The organism is Achromobacter seleniivolatilans, assembly GCF_030864005.1.
Taxonomy (GTDB): domain Bacteria; phylum Pseudomonadota; class Gammaproteobacteria; order Burkholderiales; family Burkholderiaceae_B; genus Achromobacter; species Achromobacter seleniivolatilans.
This window is the reverse complement of sequence record NZ_CP132976.1, coordinates 3,920,210-3,937,691: the sequence shown is the minus strand read 5'-3', so window position 1 is coordinate 3,937,691 and position 17,482 is coordinate 3,920,210. Positions and strand designations below refer to the sequence as shown.

15 protein-coding genes are annotated in these 17,482 nt (G+C 63.4%); 5 read left to right on the top strand and 10 right to left on the bottom strand.

The features are described 5' to 3' along the window. Nucleotides 1-7 precede the first annotated feature (7 nt). On the top strand, nt 8-802 hold the full coding sequence (gene rsmA, locus RAS12_RS17730) for a 16S rRNA (adenine(1518)-N(6)/adenine(1519)-N(6))-dimethyltransferase RsmA (protein ID WP_306937620.1): 795 nt from the start codon (nt 8-10) through the stop codon (nt 800-802). 34 nt (nt 803-836) lie between these two features. Here the strand turns inward: rsmA and RAS12_RS17725 are convergent, their stop codons facing one another. Then, nucleotides 837-1,979 (bottom strand): glycerate kinase, encoded by a 1,143-nt coding sequence (locus RAS12_RS17725; RefSeq protein WP_306937618.1) that lies wholly within the window; start codon nt 1,977-1,979, stop codon nt 837-839. A 105-nt stretch (nt 1,980-2,084) separates the two neighbouring features. On the opposite strand from RAS12_RS17725, the gene pyk reads away from it, so the two are divergent. Next, on the top strand, nt 2,085-3,527 hold the full coding sequence (gene pyk, locus RAS12_RS17720; RefSeq protein ID WP_306937616.1) for a pyruvate kinase: 1,443 nt from the start codon (nt 2,085-2,087) through the stop codon (nt 3,525-3,527). A 48-nt stretch (nt 3,528-3,575) separates the two neighbouring features. Here pyk and RAS12_RS17715 read toward each other — a convergent pair whose 3' ends face one another. Beyond that, entirely contained in the window at nt 3,576-4,805 is a 1,230-nt protein-coding gene (locus tag RAS12_RS17715) for a spore maturation protein (protein ID WP_306937614.1), read from the bottom strand. A 147-nt stretch (nt 4,806-4,952) separates the two neighbouring features. Here RAS12_RS17715 and RAS12_RS17710 point away from each other — a divergent pair, with 147 nt between their 5' ends. Further along, nucleotides 4,953-7,268: an acyl-CoA dehydrogenase gene (locus RAS12_RS17710; RefSeq protein WP_306937611.1), complete on the top strand. Its 2,316-nt coding sequence runs from the start codon at nt 4,953-4,955 to the stop codon at nt 7,266-7,268. Here the strand turns inward: RAS12_RS17710 and def are convergent. The 8 genes from def to glyQ are packed head-to-tail and all read right to left on the bottom strand — an operon-like array spanning nt 7,265 to nt 14,708. Continuing rightward, entirely contained in the window at nt 7,265-7,798 is a 534-nt protein-coding gene (def, locus tag RAS12_RS17705) for a peptide deformylase (RefSeq protein WP_306937609.1), read from the bottom strand. The genes RAS12_RS17710 and def overlap by 4 nt on opposite strands. A gap of 12 nt (nt 7,799-7,810) precedes the next feature. After that, complete coding sequence (gene gloA, locus RAS12_RS17700; protein WP_306937608.1) at nt 7,811-8,206, bottom strand: lactoylglutathione lyase; 396 nt, start codon at nt 8,204-8,206, stop codon at nt 7,811-7,813. A gap of 11 nt (nt 8,207-8,217) precedes the next feature. Beyond that, nucleotides 8,218-9,360 (bottom strand): 2-aminoethylphosphonate--pyruvate transaminase, encoded by a 1,143-nt coding sequence (locus tag RAS12_RS17695; protein WP_306937606.1) that lies wholly within the window; start codon nt 9,358-9,360, stop codon nt 8,218-8,220. Nucleotides 9,361-9,379: 19 nt separating this feature from the next. Beyond that, complete coding sequence (locus tag RAS12_RS17690) at nt 9,380-10,402, bottom strand: YgjP-like metallopeptidase domain-containing protein (RefSeq protein WP_306937604.1); 1,023 nt, start codon at nt 10,400-10,402, stop codon at nt 9,380-9,382. Further along, a complete protein-coding gene (locus RAS12_RS17685; protein ID WP_306937602.1) occupies nt 10,389-11,117 on the bottom strand; it encodes a lysophospholipid acyltransferase family protein in 729 nt (242 codons plus the stop codon). Before RAS12_RS17685 ends, RAS12_RS17690 begins: the two co-directional genes overlap by 14 nt. Before the next feature lie 4 nt (nt 11,118-11,121). After that, entirely contained in the window at nt 11,122-11,661 is a 540-nt protein-coding gene (gmhB, locus tag RAS12_RS17680) for a D-glycero-beta-D-manno-heptose 1,7-bisphosphate 7-phosphatase (RefSeq protein WP_306937600.1), read from the bottom strand. Next, nucleotides 11,658-13,796 (bottom strand): glycine--tRNA ligase subunit beta, encoded by a 2,139-nt coding sequence (glyS, locus tag RAS12_RS17675; protein ID WP_306937598.1) that lies wholly within the window; start codon nt 13,794-13,796, stop codon nt 11,658-11,660. Before glyS ends, gmhB begins: the two co-directional genes overlap by 4 nt. Continuing rightward, nucleotides 13,797-14,708: a glycine--tRNA ligase subunit alpha gene (glyQ, locus tag RAS12_RS17670; protein ID WP_306937595.1), complete on the bottom strand. Its 912-nt coding sequence runs from the start codon at nt 14,706-14,708 to the stop codon at nt 13,797-13,799. A gap of 280 nt (nt 14,709-14,988) precedes the next feature. Here glyQ and RAS12_RS17665 point away from each other — a divergent pair, with 280 nt between their 5' ends. Together RAS12_RS17665 and RAS12_RS17660 are read left to right on the top strand one after the other, a co-directional pair. After that, nucleotides 14,989-15,756, top strand: a complete 768-nt coding sequence (locus RAS12_RS17665) for a crotonase/enoyl-CoA hydratase family protein (RefSeq protein WP_306937592.1) — start codon at nt 14,989-14,991, stop codon at nt 15,754-15,756. Nucleotides 15,757-15,882: 126 nt separating this feature from the next. Continuing rightward, nucleotides 15,883-17,406 (top strand): fumarate hydratase, encoded by a 1,524-nt coding sequence (locus RAS12_RS17660; protein ID WP_306937590.1) that lies wholly within the window; start codon nt 15,883-15,885, stop codon nt 17,404-17,406. The last annotated feature ends 76 nt before the right edge of the window (nt 17,407-17,482 follow it).

The window sequence follows — 17,482 nt, the reverse complement described above, 5'->3', positions numbered from 1 at the left end:
GCTTTTCATGTCTCAACACCAGGCGCGCAAGCGCTTTGGCCAGAACTTCCTGACCGACGACGGCGTCGTCGAGTCCATCGTCCGGGCGATTGCCCCCGCCCGTGACGATGCCGTGGTCGAGATTGGCCCGGGTTTGTCTGCGCTTACCCGGCCGCTGCTCGAGCGTCTGGATCACCTGACCGCCGTTGAAATCGATCGCGATCTGGCAGCACGTCTGCGCAAGCAGTTCGACGCCAGCCGCCTGACTGTGATCGAAGCCGACGCGTTGACGGTCGATTTTTCTCAGTTTGGCAGTGCGTTGCGTGTGGTGGGCAACCTGCCCTACAACATCTCCAGCCCGTTGCTGTTCCACCTGACTGCGTGGGCGGATCATGTACGCGACCAGCATTTCATGCTGCAACGCGAAGTGATCGACCGCATGGTGGCGAAGCCGGGTTCCGGTGACTTCAGCCGCTTGTCGGTGATGCTGCAATCGCGTTATCGCATGCAGAAGCTGTTCGACGTGCCGCCGGAAGCTTTTGATCCGCCGCCCAAGGTCGTGTCCGCGATTGTGCGCATGGTGCCGTTGCCGGCTGACCGCCTGCGTCCGAAGAGCGACCGAGCATTTGAAACGGTGGTCGCACGCGCATTTTCACAACGCCGCAAGATGTTGCGCCGTGTGCTTGCCGACTGGGCCGCACAAGTGCCCTGGGAAGCTCTGGACATCGCACCGACCGCGCGTGCGGAAGATATCTCGGTAGACCGCTATATCCACTTGTCGGATGCGCTGGTCGAAGCGGGTGTCTTGCAGACCACCGCCTGACGAGCGCACGGGCTCTCTGCCAGCAGAGCCCCCCTTACAACATGCGTTTTTGTGCGCTCATCCAGAGTTGCATCACATCGCGCGCGCGATCGGACAAGAGCCGTTCTGCGTCCGTCAGCGCCTGTTGCAGCGTAATCGGTCCAGGCGCCAGACTGAACGCGGCGCTGATGCCGCACGCGTGCAGGGCTTCGTAGCCGGGGCCCAGTGAACCCGCCAGTGCAACGACAGGAACGCCCGCGCGTTGCGCGATGCGGGCCACGCCTGCTGGCGTCTTGCCCCGCAATGTCTGCGCGTCTATGCGGCCTTCGCCAGTGAATACCAAGGTGGCGCCTTCGATAGCCGCTGCGAGGCCGCCCAATTCCGCCACGATGTCTACACCCGGCCGGAAATGCGCTTGCAGAAATGCCTTGGCGGCAAAGCCCAGGCCTCCCGCAGCACCCGCACCGGGTTCATTGCGGTGGTCGGCGCCCAGATGCTGCGCGCAGATATCCGCAAAATGCCCCAGCATCTGATCCAGCGCCAACACTTGTTCCGGTGATGCCCCTTTTTGCGGGCCAAACACGTGCGATGCGCCTTCAGGACCACACAAAGGGTTGTCCACATCTGAAGCAATGTCGATGCGGATGTTGGCCAGGCGCGGATCGAGTCCGCGCGTGTCGATACTGGCAAGCGCATCCAACGCGCCACCGCCGGGCGGCAAGCTGCGGCCGTCTGCATCAAGCAGCCGCACGCCAAGTGCCGTCAGCATGCCGGCGCCGCCGTCGTTGGTGGCCGATCCGCCCAAGCCCAAAATAATGCGCGTGGCCCCTGAGTTGACTGCGGCCAATATCAATTCCCCGACACCGTGGCTGCTGGCGCGCATCGGATCGCGCTTGGATGGCGAGATCAGTTCCAGACCCGCCGCCGCAGCCATTTCGATGACGGCCGTGCCGTCTTCCAATAAGCCCCAGATGGCATCCACCTTGTGGCCTAGCGCGTCGTTCACGGTCAACTGCCGTTCCTTGCCGCCGGTTGCGGCCAACACAGCTTCAACCGTGCCTTCGCCGCCATCGGCCATGGGAACGCACACGGTGTGGGCGCCGGGGCAGGCAGCCTTGACGCCGCGCGCAATAGCCGCCGCCGCATCGGGCGCGGACACGCTTTCTTTGAAAGAGTCGGGAGCGATGACGATTTTCACGGGTTCTGATGGGCTCGTTGCGGGTCGTTGTGTTGCTCATAATACCCGCGTGGACGCAGGCGGCGTACCATAACGCTTTCGTTGTTTTTGCGAGAGTGGACCGTCATGCCTGTATTGCGCCGCACCAAAATTGTCGCCACCCTGGGCCCTTCGACTTCGACGCCTGAACGCATCGAAGCCCTGATCCGCGCCGGGCTGGATGTTGCCCGGCTGAACTTCTCGCATGGCAGCGCGGACGATCACCGCGAGCGCGCCCGTCTGGTGCGCGAAATTGCAGCGCGCCAAGGCCGCTTCGTCGCCATCATGGGCGACTTGCAAGGCCCCAAGATTCGTATCGCCCGTTTCACCGACAAGCTGGTGCAGTTGCAGGTCGGCCAGCCGTTCACGCTGTCGCGCGTGCATCCGAAAGATGCTGGCACCGCCAGCATTGTTGGTATCGATTACCCCGAGCTTGTGACGGATTGCCGCGTGGGCGACGAGCTGCTGCTCGATGATGGCCGCGTGGTGCTGGTCGTGGATCGCGTTGAAGGCGATGAAGTCCACACCACGGTGACGGTCGGCGGGCCGCTGTCGAACAACAAGGGCATCAATCGCCGTGGCGGCGGTTTGTCCGCACCCAGCTTGACTGACAAGGATCGTGTCGACATCAAGCTGGCCGCGGAAATGGAATTGGATTTTGTTGCGGTGTCGTTCCCGCGTTATGGCAGCGATATCGACGAGGCCCGCACGTTGCTGGCCGCAGCCGGCAGCCAGGCATGGATCATCGCCAAGATCGAACGTGCGGAAGCGGTGGCCGATGACGAGGCGCTGGATTCGCTGATCCGCGCTAGTGACGGCGTCATGGTGGCGCGCGGCGACCTGGGCGTGGAAGTGGGCGATGCGGAGCTGGTGGGTATCCAGAAGCGCATCATCCAGCACGCCCGCACGCTGAATAAAGTGGTGATCACCGCAACGCAGATGATGGAGTCCATGATCTCCAGCCCGATGCCGACGCGCGCCGAAGTATCGGACGTGGCGAATGCCGTGCTGGACTACACCGACGCCGTCATGCTGTCCGCGGAAAGCGCGTCGGGCCAGTATCCGGTCGAAACCGTGCAAGCGATGGCACGCGTTTGCCTGGGCGCTGAAAAGCACCCGACGTCGACGGTGTCGCATCACCGCATGGGCGAAACCTTTACGCGGTGCGACGAGACGATCGCCTTGGCGGCCATGTACGCCGCCAATCACTTCCCGGGGGTAAAGGCCATCATCGCGCTGACCGAAAGCGGCCATACGCCGTTGATCATGTCGCGTATCCGTTCCGGTGTGCCGATCTACTGCTACAGCCCCCACAGCCTGACGCAGAATCGAGTGGCGATGTTCCGCGGCGTCTACACGATTCCGTTTGCGCCGTCGGACTATGAGCCTGCGGACCTGAGCAATGCCGCTATTGATGAACTGCGCAAGCGCAATCTGGTGCAGGCTGGCGATTGGGTGATTCTGACCAAGGGCGACTTCTATCGCGACAGCGGCGGCACCAACGGCATGAAAGTATTGTTGGTGGATTGATCCGGCGGGTCATGCGGGGCGCTTGCCCCGCATGACTGCCATAAGTGTTCAGCCAAAGAACCAGTAGCACACGGCGATCGCGGCCAGCACGCCGGCCAGATCGGCGATCAGCGCGCAGCCCACCGCGTGGCGCGCCCGCAGTATTCCCACCGATCCGAAGTACACCGCCAGCACATAGAAGGTGGTTTCGGTGCTGCCTTGCACAACCGCCGCCAGCAGCGCGGGGAAGCTGTCCACGCCAAAGTGCGTCATGGTTTCCAGCATCAGTGCGCGCGCCGCGCTGCCCGAGAATGGTTTGACCAGAGCGGTAGGCAAAGCATCCACAAAGCGCGTGTCCCAGCCTGCGTGATTCGCGGCCCAGCGGATGCCGTCCAGCAAGAAATCCAGCGCGCCTGATGCTCGCAAGACGCCCACGGCGCACAGCATGGCCACCAGATACGGCAGCAGGCTCTTGGCGATGTCGAAGCCTTCCTTGGCGCCTTCGATGAAGGCTTCGTACACCGGCACTTTTTTCCAGGCGCCTGCGATCAAAAACGCCAGCAGTATGCCGAACAAAGTCAGGTTGCCCATGAGCGACGACAGGGTCGCGATGGCCGCTGCCGACATGCTGGCCAGCAGCGCCATGAACCCGCCCATGATCAGCGCCACGCCGCCCAGCCACAGCATGATGACCGGGTCTGCCAGCCGCAGCCGCTGGCAAGCAGCGACCGCAAGAAAGCCTGCCAGCGTCGACGCGCTGGTGGCCAGCAGGATAGGCAGGAACACCAGGGTGGGATCGGCCGCGCCCTGTTGCGCGCGAAACATGAACAGCGTGACGGGCAGCAGCGTCAGCGACGACGCATTCAGCACCAGAAACAGAATCTGCGCGTTGCTGGCGGTATCGGGAGTGGGGTTCAGCGATTGCAACTCGCGCATGGCGCGCAAGCCGATAGGCGTGGCGGCGTTATCCAGCCCCAAGCCATTGGCCGCAAAATTCAGGGTGATCAGGCCGATGGCAGGGTGATTGCGCGGCACCTCAGGCATCAGCCGTGCAAACAGCGGCCCCAGCACGTAGGCCAATTTTTCGACAAGCCCTGCGCGTTCCGCAATGCGTAGAAAGCCCAGCCACAGGGTCAGGGTACCAAACAGCAGCACCATCACTTCCACGGACACCCGCGCCATGTCGAACAGGCTGGCGACCATCAGGCGGAAAACGTCGGGCTCACCCAGGGCCAGCCAGCGGGTCAGCGCGGCCACGGCAGCGGTAAGGAAAAAGCCCAGCCAGAGTTTGTTCAGCATGCGAAAAGTGCCCGGATAGCGGTTGATTGCGCACCAGCGCGGCGACGCTCATTGTCGCAGAGTCGGCACTCTCCGGTTTGGCCCGCAGGGGTCAATTCTGGTACTTTGATCCGATACGCCCTGTGGCCATAACAGTGAGGGGAACTCATGGATTTCAATGCCTGGCGCCGGCGCCGCATCTCGGAACCCGCATACCGCTGGGCACGCAACGCCTTGCCCGCCATGTCGGCCACGGAGCGCGATGCCATCGAGGCCGGAGACACCTGGTGGGATGCCGATCTTTTCACCGGAAATCCCGACTGGAGAAAGCTGCTGGATGTTCCGGCCGCCACGCTTACCCGGGAAGAGCAGGCCTTTATCGATGGCCCCGTGGCGCGCTTGTGCGCCATGCTGGATGAATGGGATATCACCTGGAACCGGCGCGACTTGCCGCCCGAGGTCTGGTCGTTTCTGAAGTCGCAGCGGTTTTTCGGCATGATCATTCCGCGCCGCTACGGCGGCCTCGGGTTTTCACCCTATGCGCACTCGGAAGTCGTGCGCCGGATTTCTGCGTATTCCGTCACCGCTGGCGTGACCGTGATGGTGCCCAATTCATTGGGGCCGGGTGAATTGCTGATGCAGTTCGGCACGCCCGCGCAACGTGACTACTGGCTGCCGCGGCTGGCCGATGGGCGCGAGATTCCGTGCTTTGGCCTCACCAGCCCAGAGGCCGGTTCCGATGCCGCGTCCATGGTGGATACCGGCGTCGTGTGCCGCCAAGTGGTTGATGGCCGGGAATTGATCGGTATTCGGCTGAATTGGCACAAGCGATACATCACGCTGGGCCCGGTAGCGACGGTGCTGGGGCTGGCGTTCAAGATGTCTGACCCCGACGGTATTTTGGGCGGTGCTAAAGATATCGGTATTTCGGTGGCTCTGGTGCCGACCGAGGCGCCGGGCGTGGAAATCGGGCGCCGCCATCTTCCTGCCATGCAGGCTTTTCAGAACGGTCCCAACCGCGGCCAGGATGTCTTCGTGCCGCTGGATGCGCTGATCGGCGGCGCCGACCGCGCAGGTCAGGGCTGGCAGATGCTGATGAGCGCGCTGGCCGCGGGCCGCGGGATTTCGCTGCCCTCGTTGTCGGCAGCTGCGGCCGTGATGTGCGCGCATACGACAGGCATGTACGCCCGCGTGCGTGAGCAATTCGGCATTCCCATCGGAAAATTCGAAGGGGTGCAGGAACAACTGGCCAGCCTGGCCGGCAATGCGTACCTGGTGGAAGCGGCGCGCAGGTTGACGTGCGCTGCACTGAATCAGGACGTGAAGCCGGCGGTGGTGTCCGGCATCATGAAATATCACGCCACGGAGCGTATGCGTACCTCGGTCAACGAGGCGATGGACGTGCATGCCGGGCGCGGCGTGATCGACGGGCCCAGCAATTATCTGGGCGCGCTGTATCGCGCGGTGCCCATCGCCATCACGGTTGAAGGCGCCAATATCCTGACGCGCAACCTGATCATCTTCGGACAGGGCGCGATCCGCGCCCATCCTTATCTGATGCCGGAAATGATGGCGCTGGCCAATCCGGATGAAGAGCGGGGCATGGAGGTCTTCCACGATGTGTTCTGGCGCCATTTGCGCCATGCAGGCAAGAACACGTTGCGTGCGATCGGCCGCGCCTGGACGGGCGGCATGTTGGCGCCCGCGCCATCTTCCGGGCCCACGGCGGGCCACTACCGGCGTCTGGGCCGTTATTCGTCTGCGTTTGCGCTGCTGGCCGATGCCACGCTGGCGCAGCTGGGAGGCGGCCTGAAGCGGCGCGAGATGATTTCGGCGCGGCTGGGTGACATTCTGTCCGAGCTGTATCTGCTGTCGGCGGTGTTGAAGCGCTGGGAAGACGAAGGTCGCAAGCACGACGATCTGCCGTTGGTGCATTGGTGCATGGCCAAGGGTTACGCCACGATCGAGAACCGCATCGATCAAGTGCTGCGCAATCTGCCCGGGCGTGTGCTGGCCTGGGGCTTGCGGGCCGCTATCTTGCCGCTGCGTCTGGCCAAAGGTCCGGGCGACGCCTTGACGAGGGAATGCGCCGAACTGTTGCTGAAACCGTCACCGACCCATGTGCGGCTTGCGGCCGACTTGCATCGTGAGCCGGCCAGTGAACCGCTGGCCGGCGTTGTGCCGGGTGATCAACCTGTCAGGGACGATCCATTGGCGCGCGATCCGCTCGCACTGCTGACGCGCGCGTTTGCGCTGGTGGATGCCGTGCAACCTATCCGCGACCGGTTGCGGCAATCAGGCGTGCGCGACTGGCGTGAAGCCCACCAGCGCGGCGCAATCACGGACACGCAGGCCGAGCAGCTGCAAGCTGCCGAGGCCATCGTGTCGCGGGTCTTGCAAGTGGATGATTTCGCGCCGGAAACGTTGTCGCCACAAGCCGCGCAAGCGGCCTATGCAAGGGCGGCGGCGGATCAGGACGCTTAGTCGTCCTGGTTCGGGTCCATGCCGGGGAACAGGATTTCCGTGAAACCGAATTTCGTGAAATCCTGGATGCGCGACGGATAAAGGCGTCCGATGAGGTGGTCGCACTCATGCTGCACGACGCGGGCGTGAAACCCTTCCGCTTCACGCTCGACGAGCTTGCCGTAGGGATCGCGGCCGCTATAGCGGATGTGACGGTAGCGCGGCACCTGGCCTCGCAGGCCCGGCACCGACAGGCAGCCTTCCCAGCCGTCTTCCATCTCGTCCGACAGCGGCGTGATGACCGGATTGCAAAGTATCGTTTGCGGCACGGCGGGCGCGTCGGGATAGCGCTCGTTGCGGTCGAAGCCGAAGATCACCAGTTGCAGGTCCACGCCGATCTGCGGGGCGGCGAGCCCCACGCCTTGCGCCGCCGCCATGGTTTCAAACATGTCTTCGATCAAGGCGTGCAGCTCGGGAGTGTCGAACTGCGCAACCGGCGGCGCCACGCGCAGTAAGCGCGGGTCGCCCATTTTCAAGATGGTGTGGATCATGATTTCAAAGAATCAGTCTTGGCGATCTTTCTTCTGGATGAATTCGATCTTGTAACCGTCGGGATCTTCGACGAACGCAATCACCGTCTTGCCGTGCTTCATCGGGCCGGCTTCGCGGGTCACTTTGCCGCCGCGTTCCTTGACCTTGTCACAGGCTTCGTAGGCGTTGTCGACTTCCAGGGCGATGTGGCCGTAGCCGGTGCCCAAGTCGTATTTGTCGGTGTCCCAGTTGTGGGTCAGCTCGATGACGGCGCCTTCGGACTCATCGTGGTAACCCACGAAAGCCAGCGTGAATTTGCCGTCGGGGTAGTCGTTGCGGCGCAGGACGCGCATGCCGAGCACGTTCGTGTAGAAGTCGATGGACTTGTCGAGGTTGCCGACTCGCAGCATGGTGTGGAGCATACGCATGGATGTTTTCCTTAAGCGATAAGAGGTTGGGGAAAGAACCGAGGGGCGCCGGTGCGTTCCCGGGTGATGCCGATGTCTCGCAGCGCGCCGCCCATGGCGTCGACCGCTAGCTGCATCTGTTCAGCGCCAAAGGCGCCGATACAGCCGACTCGGAACGTGGGAGGTTCGGTGTTGTAGAAGTTGCTGAGTACATAGCCGCGGCGCTTGAGCGCGTCTACGAATAGTTGCAGGTTCCAGGTCGGCGCATCCGGCGCATGGACATTGACGACGATGGGGCCTTGCAGCGCGGGTGGCAGGTACGGGGTCAAGCCCAGTTCACTGACGCCATCATAAAGCGTGCGCATGTTGGCGGTGTAACGGGCCAGGCGCGCTTGCCGGCCTTCTTGCCAGAACAGGTCCAGCGCCACGGCCAGCGCGGCCAGGGTGGGCGCAGGGGGCGTGAATCGCGGTCCCGCGTTCGGGACCAGCGTGTGCTGATAGATATCGGACAGGTCCAGCGACCAGCTGCCGGCGTTGCCGCGATTGGCCTCAAGGCTGTCTACCCTGGCCACGACGAAGGCCGCGCCCGGCAAGCCTTCCAGACATTTGTTGGCGGTCAGCACCACGGCGTCAACCGCGGGCAGCGTACTCAAATCCAGCGGCAGCGCGCCGAATGCGGAAACCGCGTCGACAATCACGCGCCGGCCCAGCGCGTGGGCAATGCGTGCCAACTCAGGCACGTCGTGGCAGATGCCGCTACCCGTTTCGCTGTAGACCAGCGCCAGGTGCGTCAGCGTGGGGTCTTGTTCCAGCGCGGCGGCGACGGCTTGTGGATCCACGCGTTCGGTGGCGCCCACAAACAGCGGCACGGCAACGCGGCCCGCGTCCCCTGCCAGCTTTTGCAAGCGGGCGGCATAGGCGCCCGTGGACGGCGCCAACAAGCGGCCGCCCGGAGGCACAAACGTGCGGATGGCGGCTTCCACCGCGAAGTGGCCGCAACCGGGCAGCGCCAGTGCAGTGTGTTCGCCCGCCACTCCTTGCGCCACGCGCAGCACGCTATCGCAGACCTGCCGGTAGGTCTCGCGGAAATCGTTGTCCCATGGCGCATAGTCTTGCGCCATGGCGGCCTTCACCCGCGCATCGGTCGTGACCGGGCCCGGAATCAGCAGCAACATTTTTTGTCTCCGATGCGCCTCAGAACTGAGGCAGGGAAGCAGGGTCGTGACGCCGCAGGATATTTTTGGCGTCTTCGAAGTCAGGCAGGATCTGGCCCACTTCGCGCCAGAAGTCCTGACTGTGGTTCATCTCGCGCAGATGAGCAAGCTCGTGCGCGATGACGTAATCAATAATGCCGGGCGCGAAATGAACCAGACGCCAGTTCAGCATGATGTTGCCGTCGCTGGTGCACGATCCCCAGCGGGTGGCGGCCGACGACAAGCGCCAGCGGCGGATCTTTAAGCCGCTGATCTGCAAAAAGTGCGCCAGCCGGGCGCCAAACCAGGCGCCTGCACGTTGCTGCAACCAGGCTTGCGCCGAGTCGCGGATGCGGCTTTGGTCTGCTGAAGAGGGTAGCGCCAGCCATAAGGTGTCGCCGTCTTCCGGCGCATCGGCATCGCCTGACAGGTAGGTTTGACGGCTGTCGCCGCCTACGCCGATAAGAATACGTTTGCCCAGATACGGCAATTCGCCGCCCGCCTGCCAGCGAGTATGGGCCATGGCCAGCTGCTGTTTGCGGGCGTACCACTCACGCAGTTTGGCCAGAATCCAACGGGACTTTTCGCGTACGGCATCGTCAATTTGCGTCAGCGTGACCCAGTTGGGCGCGGTAACGCGCAAGCCGTCGTCCGTGATCACAAAGCCGATGCTGCGCCGGCGCGACCGCAGCAGGACGAAGCCGATAGGCTGCTGCTCGGTCGCGACCTCGCGCCAGCGCGCGCCTTCCGGCAGGGGGTCGGGACACGGCGTTGGAACCAGCGATGATGCGTTGGGGGACAGCGTCAGCAGCGGATCGCGCACTGAGGCGGCGTCTGGTGAGGTGTCGGGAAAGAGATTGGCCGGTTCGACCGGCTGCGGGGCGTCCGTCTGGGCAGCGGGGGGCTTGGGCGCCGGCCGGGTCGGGGCGGGCGCTTTCGGCGAGACGACTAGCGGCGACGCGCCCTTGGGCGCGTCGTCTTCTTGCACGCCGAACAACAGTTCGAGCTGATCAGTGCTGGACATACCTTTCAGGGTTGAGACGCCGCATTTCCCCTTCGATCCAGTCCTGAACCTTTTGATTCAGTTCTTCGGGGGAGAGACCCTTGGATTCTATCGCGGGACCGATCGACAGGGTGACCATGCCGGGATATTTCACAAAAGCATTGCGCCGCCAGCATTCGCCGGCGTTATGCGCCACAGGAATGACAGCCGCGCCCGTGCGCGAGGCCAGCAGCGCGCCGCCCATCTTGAAGCGCGCCGTCTTGCCCGGCGGCACGCGGGTGCCTTCGGGAAACAGCAGCGGCCAGCGGCCCTCATCAAGACGCGTCTGGCCTTGCTTGACCACTTGCTCAAAGGCGTCGCGCCCCTTAGCGCGGTCGATGGCGATCATGCGCAGCAGCGCCAGGCCCCAACCGAAGAACGGCACCATGTGCAGCTCTTTCTTGTAGACAAAACAAACTTCGCGCGGCATGTAGGCCGGGAAGAACAGCGTTTCCCAGGCGGATTGGTGCTTGGACAACACTACCGCGGGGCCGTCGGGCAGGTTTTCCCAGCCCTTGACCTGCCAGCGGATACCGCAGAAAACCTTGGCGCCCCAGACGGCCAGCCGTGGCCAGCCCACCGTCAGTTTGTAGCGCCAGTGCAGCGGCAGCGGCGCCCACAGGATGCAGGCAAAGGCGTAAGGGATGACCGTGATGGCCAGAAACAGAAAGTACAGCAGCGAGCGTAGCCGGGCCATCGAATCAATTGTCCTGAAGCAGGGCGTCGGCCACGGCCGACAGGTTTTCGCACACACGCGTGTTGTCGGGCAAGCCGCCCTTGGCCAGTGTTTTCTTGCCGTTGCCGGTTTCCACCAGCCAGGGCGAGCAGCCAACGGAGGACGACGCTTGCAAATCGCGCAGTGAATCGCCGACAGCGGGCACGCCCGTCAGGTCGATGTCGTAGCGATGGCCGATCTGTTCAAACATGCCGGGCCGGGGCTTGCGGCAGCTGCAGTTGTCATCCGGACCGTGCGGGCACAGGAACACGGCGTCGATATTGCCGCCCACGGCGGCCAGCTCGCGCCGCATCTTGGTGTGGATGGCGGTCAGCGTGTCCATATCGAACAGGCCGCGGGCCAGGCCAGACTGGTTGGTGGCAACCACCACCTTCCAGCCTGCCTGCGTCAGCCGTGCGATGGCTTGCAGGCTGCCGGGCAGCGCAATCCATTCGTCGGGATTCTTGACGAACGCATCGCTGTCCTGATTGATGACGCCGTCACGGTCTAGGATGATCAGTTTCACTGGGCTAGCCTGGAGATGTCAGCCACTTGGTTCATCAGGCCATGCAACTGGCCCAGCAGGGCCAGACGGTTGGCGCGCACGGCCGGGTCTTCGGCCATGACCATGATGTCGGCAAAGAAGGCGTCCACCGGTTCGCGTGCCTGCGCCAGCGTGGTAAGGCTGCCGGCGAAGTCGCCAGCAGCAAGCTGGGCCTCGGCCTGCGGACGCAGCGCGGCCACTGCGGCGGCCAGCGCCTTTTCGGCGGGTTCCACCAGCGCGGCGTCGTTCACCGCGCCGATCTCGCCTTCGGCTTTTTTCAGCAGGTTGCCGATACGCTTGTTGGCGGCAGCCAGGCTGGCGGCTTCGGGCAGTTGGGCGAAGGCGGCGGCGGCGCGCACGCGTTCCGCGACTTGATGCAGGGGCGGCGTCAGCGCAATGACGGCTTCTACCGCGTTGCGGTCGAATTCGTTGATGAGCTGATTGCGATAGCGCTCATAAATGAAGGTGCGCACTTCAGACAGGGTGTCACCGGGGATCTTGCCGGCGGGGAAGGTGCCCGCGGTCAAGTCCAGCAATCCGTTCAAGGACAGGGGGCCGTCCTGGCTGATCTTCAGCCAGCCGCCTGCGGCGAGCTGTTCAAAGGCGCTGATCAGACCCAACGCCGCACGGCGCAGACCGAAGGGGTCGCGTTCGCCCGTGGGCGCCTGACCAATGGCCCAGATGCCGACCAGCGTTTCCACGCGTTCAGCGATGAACAGGATGGCGGCGGTGAGCGTGTCTTTCGTAACCGGAGTGTCGTAGCGGTTGCGGTACTGGCTGCGCAGCGCTTGCACGACACTGTCGGGTTCGCCGTCACCGGCCGCGTAGTACGCGCCCATGATGCCTTGCAGCTCGGGGAATTCGCCGACCATGTTCGAACCCAGGTCGGCCTTGGCCAGCATGGCGGCCCGGTCAGCAGCGGAGGCGTCGCCGCCCAATTGTTCTGCTACGCCGCGCGCAATGGCGCGCACGCGCTCCACGCGCTCAAGCTGGGTGCCCAGCTTGTTGTGATAAACGATGGAACCCAATTGCTCGACACGCGCGGCAAGCGGCGTCTTGCGGTCGGTTTCGAAGAAGAATTGAGCATCGGCCAGGCGCGGGCGCACGACGCGCTGATTGCCTTCCACGATATGCACCGGATTGTCCGTGTGCATATTGCTCACGATCAGGAATCGGTGCGTCAGGCGGCCGGTGGCCGGATCGAACAGCGGGAAGTACTTCTGGTTCAGACGCATGGTCAGAATCAGGCATTCCTGCGGCACTTGCAGGAACTGCTCTTCGAACTGGCCCAAGTACACGGTGGGGTGTTCGACCAGCGCGGTCACTTCGTCCAGCAGCGCGGTGACTTCCGGGTCATCGCCCAGCGTGGCAGACAGGCGGCCAGCATGGTCCAGCAACTGGCGCTGGATCTCGTCACGGCGGCCTTCGAAAGACGCCATGACACGGCCCTTGTCAGCCAGGGTCGCGACGTAGGAGTCAGCGTCGGCAAACGACACCGTGCCCGTGCTCATGAAGCGGTGGCCCAGCGTATCGCGGCCGGCGGTAAGGCCCAGCGCAGACACGGGCACTACATCGGCGCCAAACAGGGCGACCAGACCGTGGGCCGGGCGCACAAACTTGACGGTGGTGACGCCGTCGGCCAATTGGTAACGCATGACCTTGGGAATCGGCAGGCTGTTGATCGCCGTGTCGATGCCTTCTTGCAGACCCGTGGCCAGTTGCGCGCCGGCGGCAGTGCCGCGGGCAACCAGGTAGTCCTGCTTGCCATCGGATTCGCGGTCCAGGGTGGACAGGTCGATGTTTTCCAGGCCCTTGGCCGCCAGTTTCTTCTGGAGCGCGGGCGTGGCCTTGCCGTCTTCGGTCAGGCCGATCTTTACCGGCATCAGCTTTTCGGCATAGGGCTGGTCGGGCGCCTGCGCCAGCACGGCGGACAGGTGCACGGCCAGGCGGCGCGGCGTGGAATACGCCGTCACGGCGCAGCCCTCGGCCAGCAGGCCGTGGCGTTCCAGGGTTGAGCGCACGCCTTCAGCGTAGGCCTGTCCCAGCTTTTGCAGCGCCTTGGGCGGGAGTTCTTCGGTCAGCAGTTCGACCAGCAGCGGGCGGATGTTCGTCGTCATTTATGCAGCCTCCCCGGCGGCCTTGGCGCGGCCCAGCATGGGAAAGCCCAGTCGTTCGCGGGAATCGTAATAGGCCTGGGCGACAGTGCGCGACAGGTTGCGGATGCGGCCAATATAGGCAGCGCGTTCGGTGACGCTGATGGCGCCCCGGGCGTCCAGCATGTTGAAGGTGTGCGCGGCTTTCAGCGCGGCCTCGTAGGCCGGCAGCGCCAGCGGCACATCCATCAGGCGCTTGGCCTCGGCTTCGTAGTCATTGAAGTGCGAAAACAGCATTTCCGCCGACGAGTGCTCGAAGTTATAGGTGGATTGTTCCACCTCGTTCTGGTGGAACACGTCGCGATACAGCACGCGGTTGCCGTTGGCGCCTTCGGTCCAGACCAGGTCATAGACGCTTTCGACGTCTTGCAGGTACATGGCCAGGCGTTCCAGGCCATAGGTGATTTCGCCGGTGGTGGGCGTGCAGTCCAGCCCGCCTACTTGCTGGAAGTAAGTGAACTGCGTGACTTCCATGCCGTTCAACCAGACTTCCCAGCCCAGGCCCCAGGCGCCCAGCGTGGGGTTTTCCCAGTCGTCTTCGACAAAGCGGATGTCGTGCTGCGTGGGGTCGATGCCCAGCGCTTTCAGAGATCCGATGTACAGGTCCAGGATTTCCGGGGGCGCGGGCTTCAGCACCACTTGGTACTGGTAGTAGTGCTGCATGCGGTTGGGGTTTTCGCCGTAGCGGCCATCCTTGGGCCGGCGCGAGGGCTGCACATAGGCGGCGCGCCACGGCTCCGGGCCGATCGCCCGCAGGAACGTCGCGGTGTGCGAGGTGCCGGCGCCGACTTCCATGTCGTAGGGTTGCAGCAGGGCGCAACCCTGCTTGTCCCAGTATTCCTGGAGCGTAAGGATGATTTGCTGAAAGGTGAGCATAGGATTCTTGGAATTCGGCCGCCGGGCAAGGCTTGCCCTGAGCGTGGGAAACCCAGCATTTTAACTGGCCCGCGCCTGTCCTGTTTCCGAAGGGCCGGTTGGCGGTTACATCTATGTTTTCAAGGTAGCGCTCTGGGGCTGCCAGTGTGCCCCAGGTGGACGCCCGCGCAGCCCCGGGGCTGCACCTGTAAACCAATGATCGTATGATCTTGGGTTGAGCCCCAAGTCTTATATAAAACCCGGAACATGATTCCGAGAAATCCCGGAAGGAGCAGTCCCCATGTCTGACCTGATTACGGTAGAAGTCACCGACGGCATCCAGATCATCACGATCAACCGTCCCGAGGCCAAGAACGCCATCAACCTGGAAACCGCAGTGGCCATGGCTGCCGCGCTGGACCAGCTGGATAGCCGCGACGACGTTCGCATCGGCATCCTGACGGGCGGTGGCGGCACGTTTTCGTCGGGCATGGATCTGAAGGCTTTCGCTAAATCGGGACAGCGTCCTTACGTGGAAGGCCGTGGTTTTGCCGGCTTGAACGAAAAACCGCCCAAGAAGCCGCTGATCGCAGCCGTCGAAGGCTACGCCCTGGCTGGCGGGTGCGAAATGGCCCTGGCTTCCGACCTGATCGTGGCCGCCAGCAATGCCAAGTTCGGTCTGCCTGAAGTCAAGCGCGGCCTGGTCGCCGGTGCGGGCGGTTTGCTGCGATTGCCGCGCCGCCTGCCGTACCACATCGCCATGGAAGTGATTCTGACGGGCGAAATGCTCACTGCCGAGCGCGCCTATTCCTTCGGTCTGGTCAACCGCCTGACCGAGCCGGGCGGCGCGCTGGCTGGCGCGCTGGAGCTGGCGCGCGCTATCGTCGAAAATGGCCCCATGGCCGTGCAAACGGCCAAGAGCATCGTGGCGCAGGCTGGCGATTGGGACCAGGAAGGCATGTTCGACCGCCAGCGCCCGCTGATTGCCCATATCTTTACGTCGGCCGATGCCAAGGAAGGCGCGACCGCCTTTGCCGAGAAGCGCAAGCCTGTCTGGCAAGGCAAATAATGGTTATCCGCTTGCCGCACTTGCTGCGCAAGCGTGCTGCGTTCCCGCGGCAAAAGAGTCTTTTTCCCGCGGCTGGCCGTGACGGCCAGCCGCAGTTCACATTTTCCATCCAGACCGTAAATCGCCATGTCCGTCATCATTAAAGAAGAAGACCTGATCCAGTCGATAGCCGATGGCATTCAGTTCATCAGCTATTACCATCCCGTTGACTACATCCGCCACTTGGCGCGCGCCTATGAGCGTGAGGAAAGCCCCGCCGCGCGTGATGCGATGGCGCAGATTCTGACGAATTCGCGCATGTGCGCCGAAGGCAAGCGTCCTTTGTGCCAAGACACCGGCATCGTCAACGTCTTCTTGAAGATCGGCATGAGCGTGCGCTTTGACACCAAGCGCACCCTGCAAGAACTCTGTGACGAAGGCGTGCGCCGTGGTTACCTGAACCCGGACAATCCCCTGCGCGCTTCCGTGCTGGATGATCCGCTGTTTGCGCGCAAGAACACGCGCGACAACACGCCCTGTATCCTGCACGTCGAGCTTGTCCAAGGTGACAAGGTCGACGTGCAAATCGCTTCCAAGGGCGGCGGTTCGGAAAACAAAACCAAGTTCGCCATGCTCAACCCCAGCGATTCGCTGGTGGACTGGGTGCTCAAGACCGTCCCGACGATGGGCGCTGGCTGGTGCCCCCCGGGCATGCTGGGCATAGGCGTCGGCGGCACCGCTGAAAAAGCCATGCTGATGGCCAAGCAGTCGTTGATGGAAGACATCGATATGTACGAACTGCTGGCCCGTGGCCCGCAAAACAAGCTGGAAGAGCTGCGTATCGAACTGTACGAAAAGGTCAACGCGCTGGGTATTGGCGCGCAGGGCCTGGGCGGCCTGACCACCGTGCTGGATATCAAGATCAGCACCTTCCCGACGCACGCCGCTTCCAAGCCCGTTGCGATGATCCCGAACTGTGCCGCCACGCGCCACGCGCACTTCGAGCTCGACGGCTCGGGCCCCGCTCGCCTGGACCCGCCGTCCTTGTCCGAGTGGCCGGAAGTGCATTGGGCCCCGGACTACAACAAGTCCAAGCAAGTCGACCTGAACACGCTGACAAAGGAAGAAGTCGCCAGCTGGAAGCCGGGCCAGACCCTGTTGCTGTCGGGCAAGATGTTGACGGGCCGCGATGCCGCGCACAAGCGCATCCAGGACATGTTGGCCAAGGGCGAGCCGTTGCCGGTGGACTTCACCAACCGCGTGATCTATTACGTGGGCCCGGTGGACCCGGTGGGCGACGAAGTGGTCGGCCCCGCAGGCCCCACCACCGCCACCCGCATGGACAAGTTCACCGACATGATGCTGGAGCAAACCGGCCTGATTTCGATGATCGGCAAGTCCGAGCGCGGCCCGGTCGCCATCGAATCCATCAAGAAGCACGGCTCGGCCTATCTGATGGCAGTCGGCGGCGCAGCCTATCTGGTGTCCAAGGCCATTCGCGGCGCCAAGGTGCTGGGTTTTGCAGATCTGGGCATGGAAGCCATCTATGAGTTCGATGTGAAAGACATGCCGGTGACCGTGGCGGTGGATGCCCAGGGCATCTCGGTCCATACGACCGGTCCGAAGGAATGGCAGGCCAAGATCGGCAAGATTCCGGTCGCTGTGGCGTAAAGCGCGAACGCAGTCTCTGCGTTGAAGATAAATCGGCCGCTGAATTCAGCGGCCGATTTCTTTTAGCACGGGCCTG

What these genes read in the sequence shown, in the direction of transcription:
- rsmA (WP_306937620.1), top strand. Translation starts at nt 8, where the DNA reads ATGTCTCAACACCAGGCGCGCAAGCGCTTTGGCCAGAACTTCCTGACC.
- pyk (WP_306937616.1), top strand. Translation starts at nt 2,085, where the DNA reads ATGCCTGTATTGCGCCGCACCAAAATTGTCGCCACCCTGGGCCCTTCG.
- RAS12_RS17715 (WP_306937614.1), bottom strand. Translation starts at nt 4,805, where the DNA reads ATGCTGAACAAACTCTGGCTGGGCTTTTTCCTTACCGCTGCCGTGGCC.
- RAS12_RS17710 (WP_306937611.1), top strand. Translation starts at nt 4,953, where the DNA reads ATGGATTTCAATGCCTGGCGCCGGCGCCGCATCTCGGAACCCGCATAC.
- def (WP_306937609.1), bottom strand. Translation starts at nt 7,798, where the DNA reads ATGATCCACACCATCTTGAAAATGGGCGACCCGCGCTTACTGCGCGTG.
- gloA (WP_306937608.1), bottom strand. Translation starts at nt 8,206, where the DNA reads ATGCGTATGCTCCACACCATGCTGCGAGTCGGCAACCTCGACAAGTCC.
- RAS12_RS17695 (WP_306937606.1), bottom strand. Translation starts at nt 9,360, where the DNA reads ATGTTGCTGCTGATTCCGGGCCCGGTCACGACCGATGCGCGGGTGAAG.
- RAS12_RS17690 (WP_306937604.1), bottom strand. Translation starts at nt 10,402, where the DNA reads ATGTCCAGCACTGATCAGCTCGAACTGTTGTTCGGCGTGCAAGAAGAC.
- RAS12_RS17685 (WP_306937602.1), bottom strand. Translation starts at nt 11,117, where the DNA reads ATGGCCCGGCTACGCTCGCTGCTGTACTTTCTGTTTCTGGCCATCACG.
- glyS (WP_306937598.1), bottom strand. Translation starts at nt 13,796, where the DNA reads ATGACGACGAACATCCGCCCGCTGCTGGTCGAACTGCTGACCGAAGAA.
- glyQ (WP_306937595.1), bottom strand. Translation starts at nt 14,708, where the DNA reads ATGCTCACCTTTCAGCAAATCATCCTTACGCTCCAGGAATACTGGGAC.
- RAS12_RS17665 (WP_306937592.1), top strand. Translation starts at nt 14,989, where the DNA reads ATGTCTGACCTGATTACGGTAGAAGTCACCGACGGCATCCAGATCATC.
- RAS12_RS17660 (WP_306937590.1), top strand. Translation starts at nt 15,883, where the DNA reads ATGTCCGTCATCATTAAAGAAGAAGACCTGATCCAGTCGATAGCCGAT.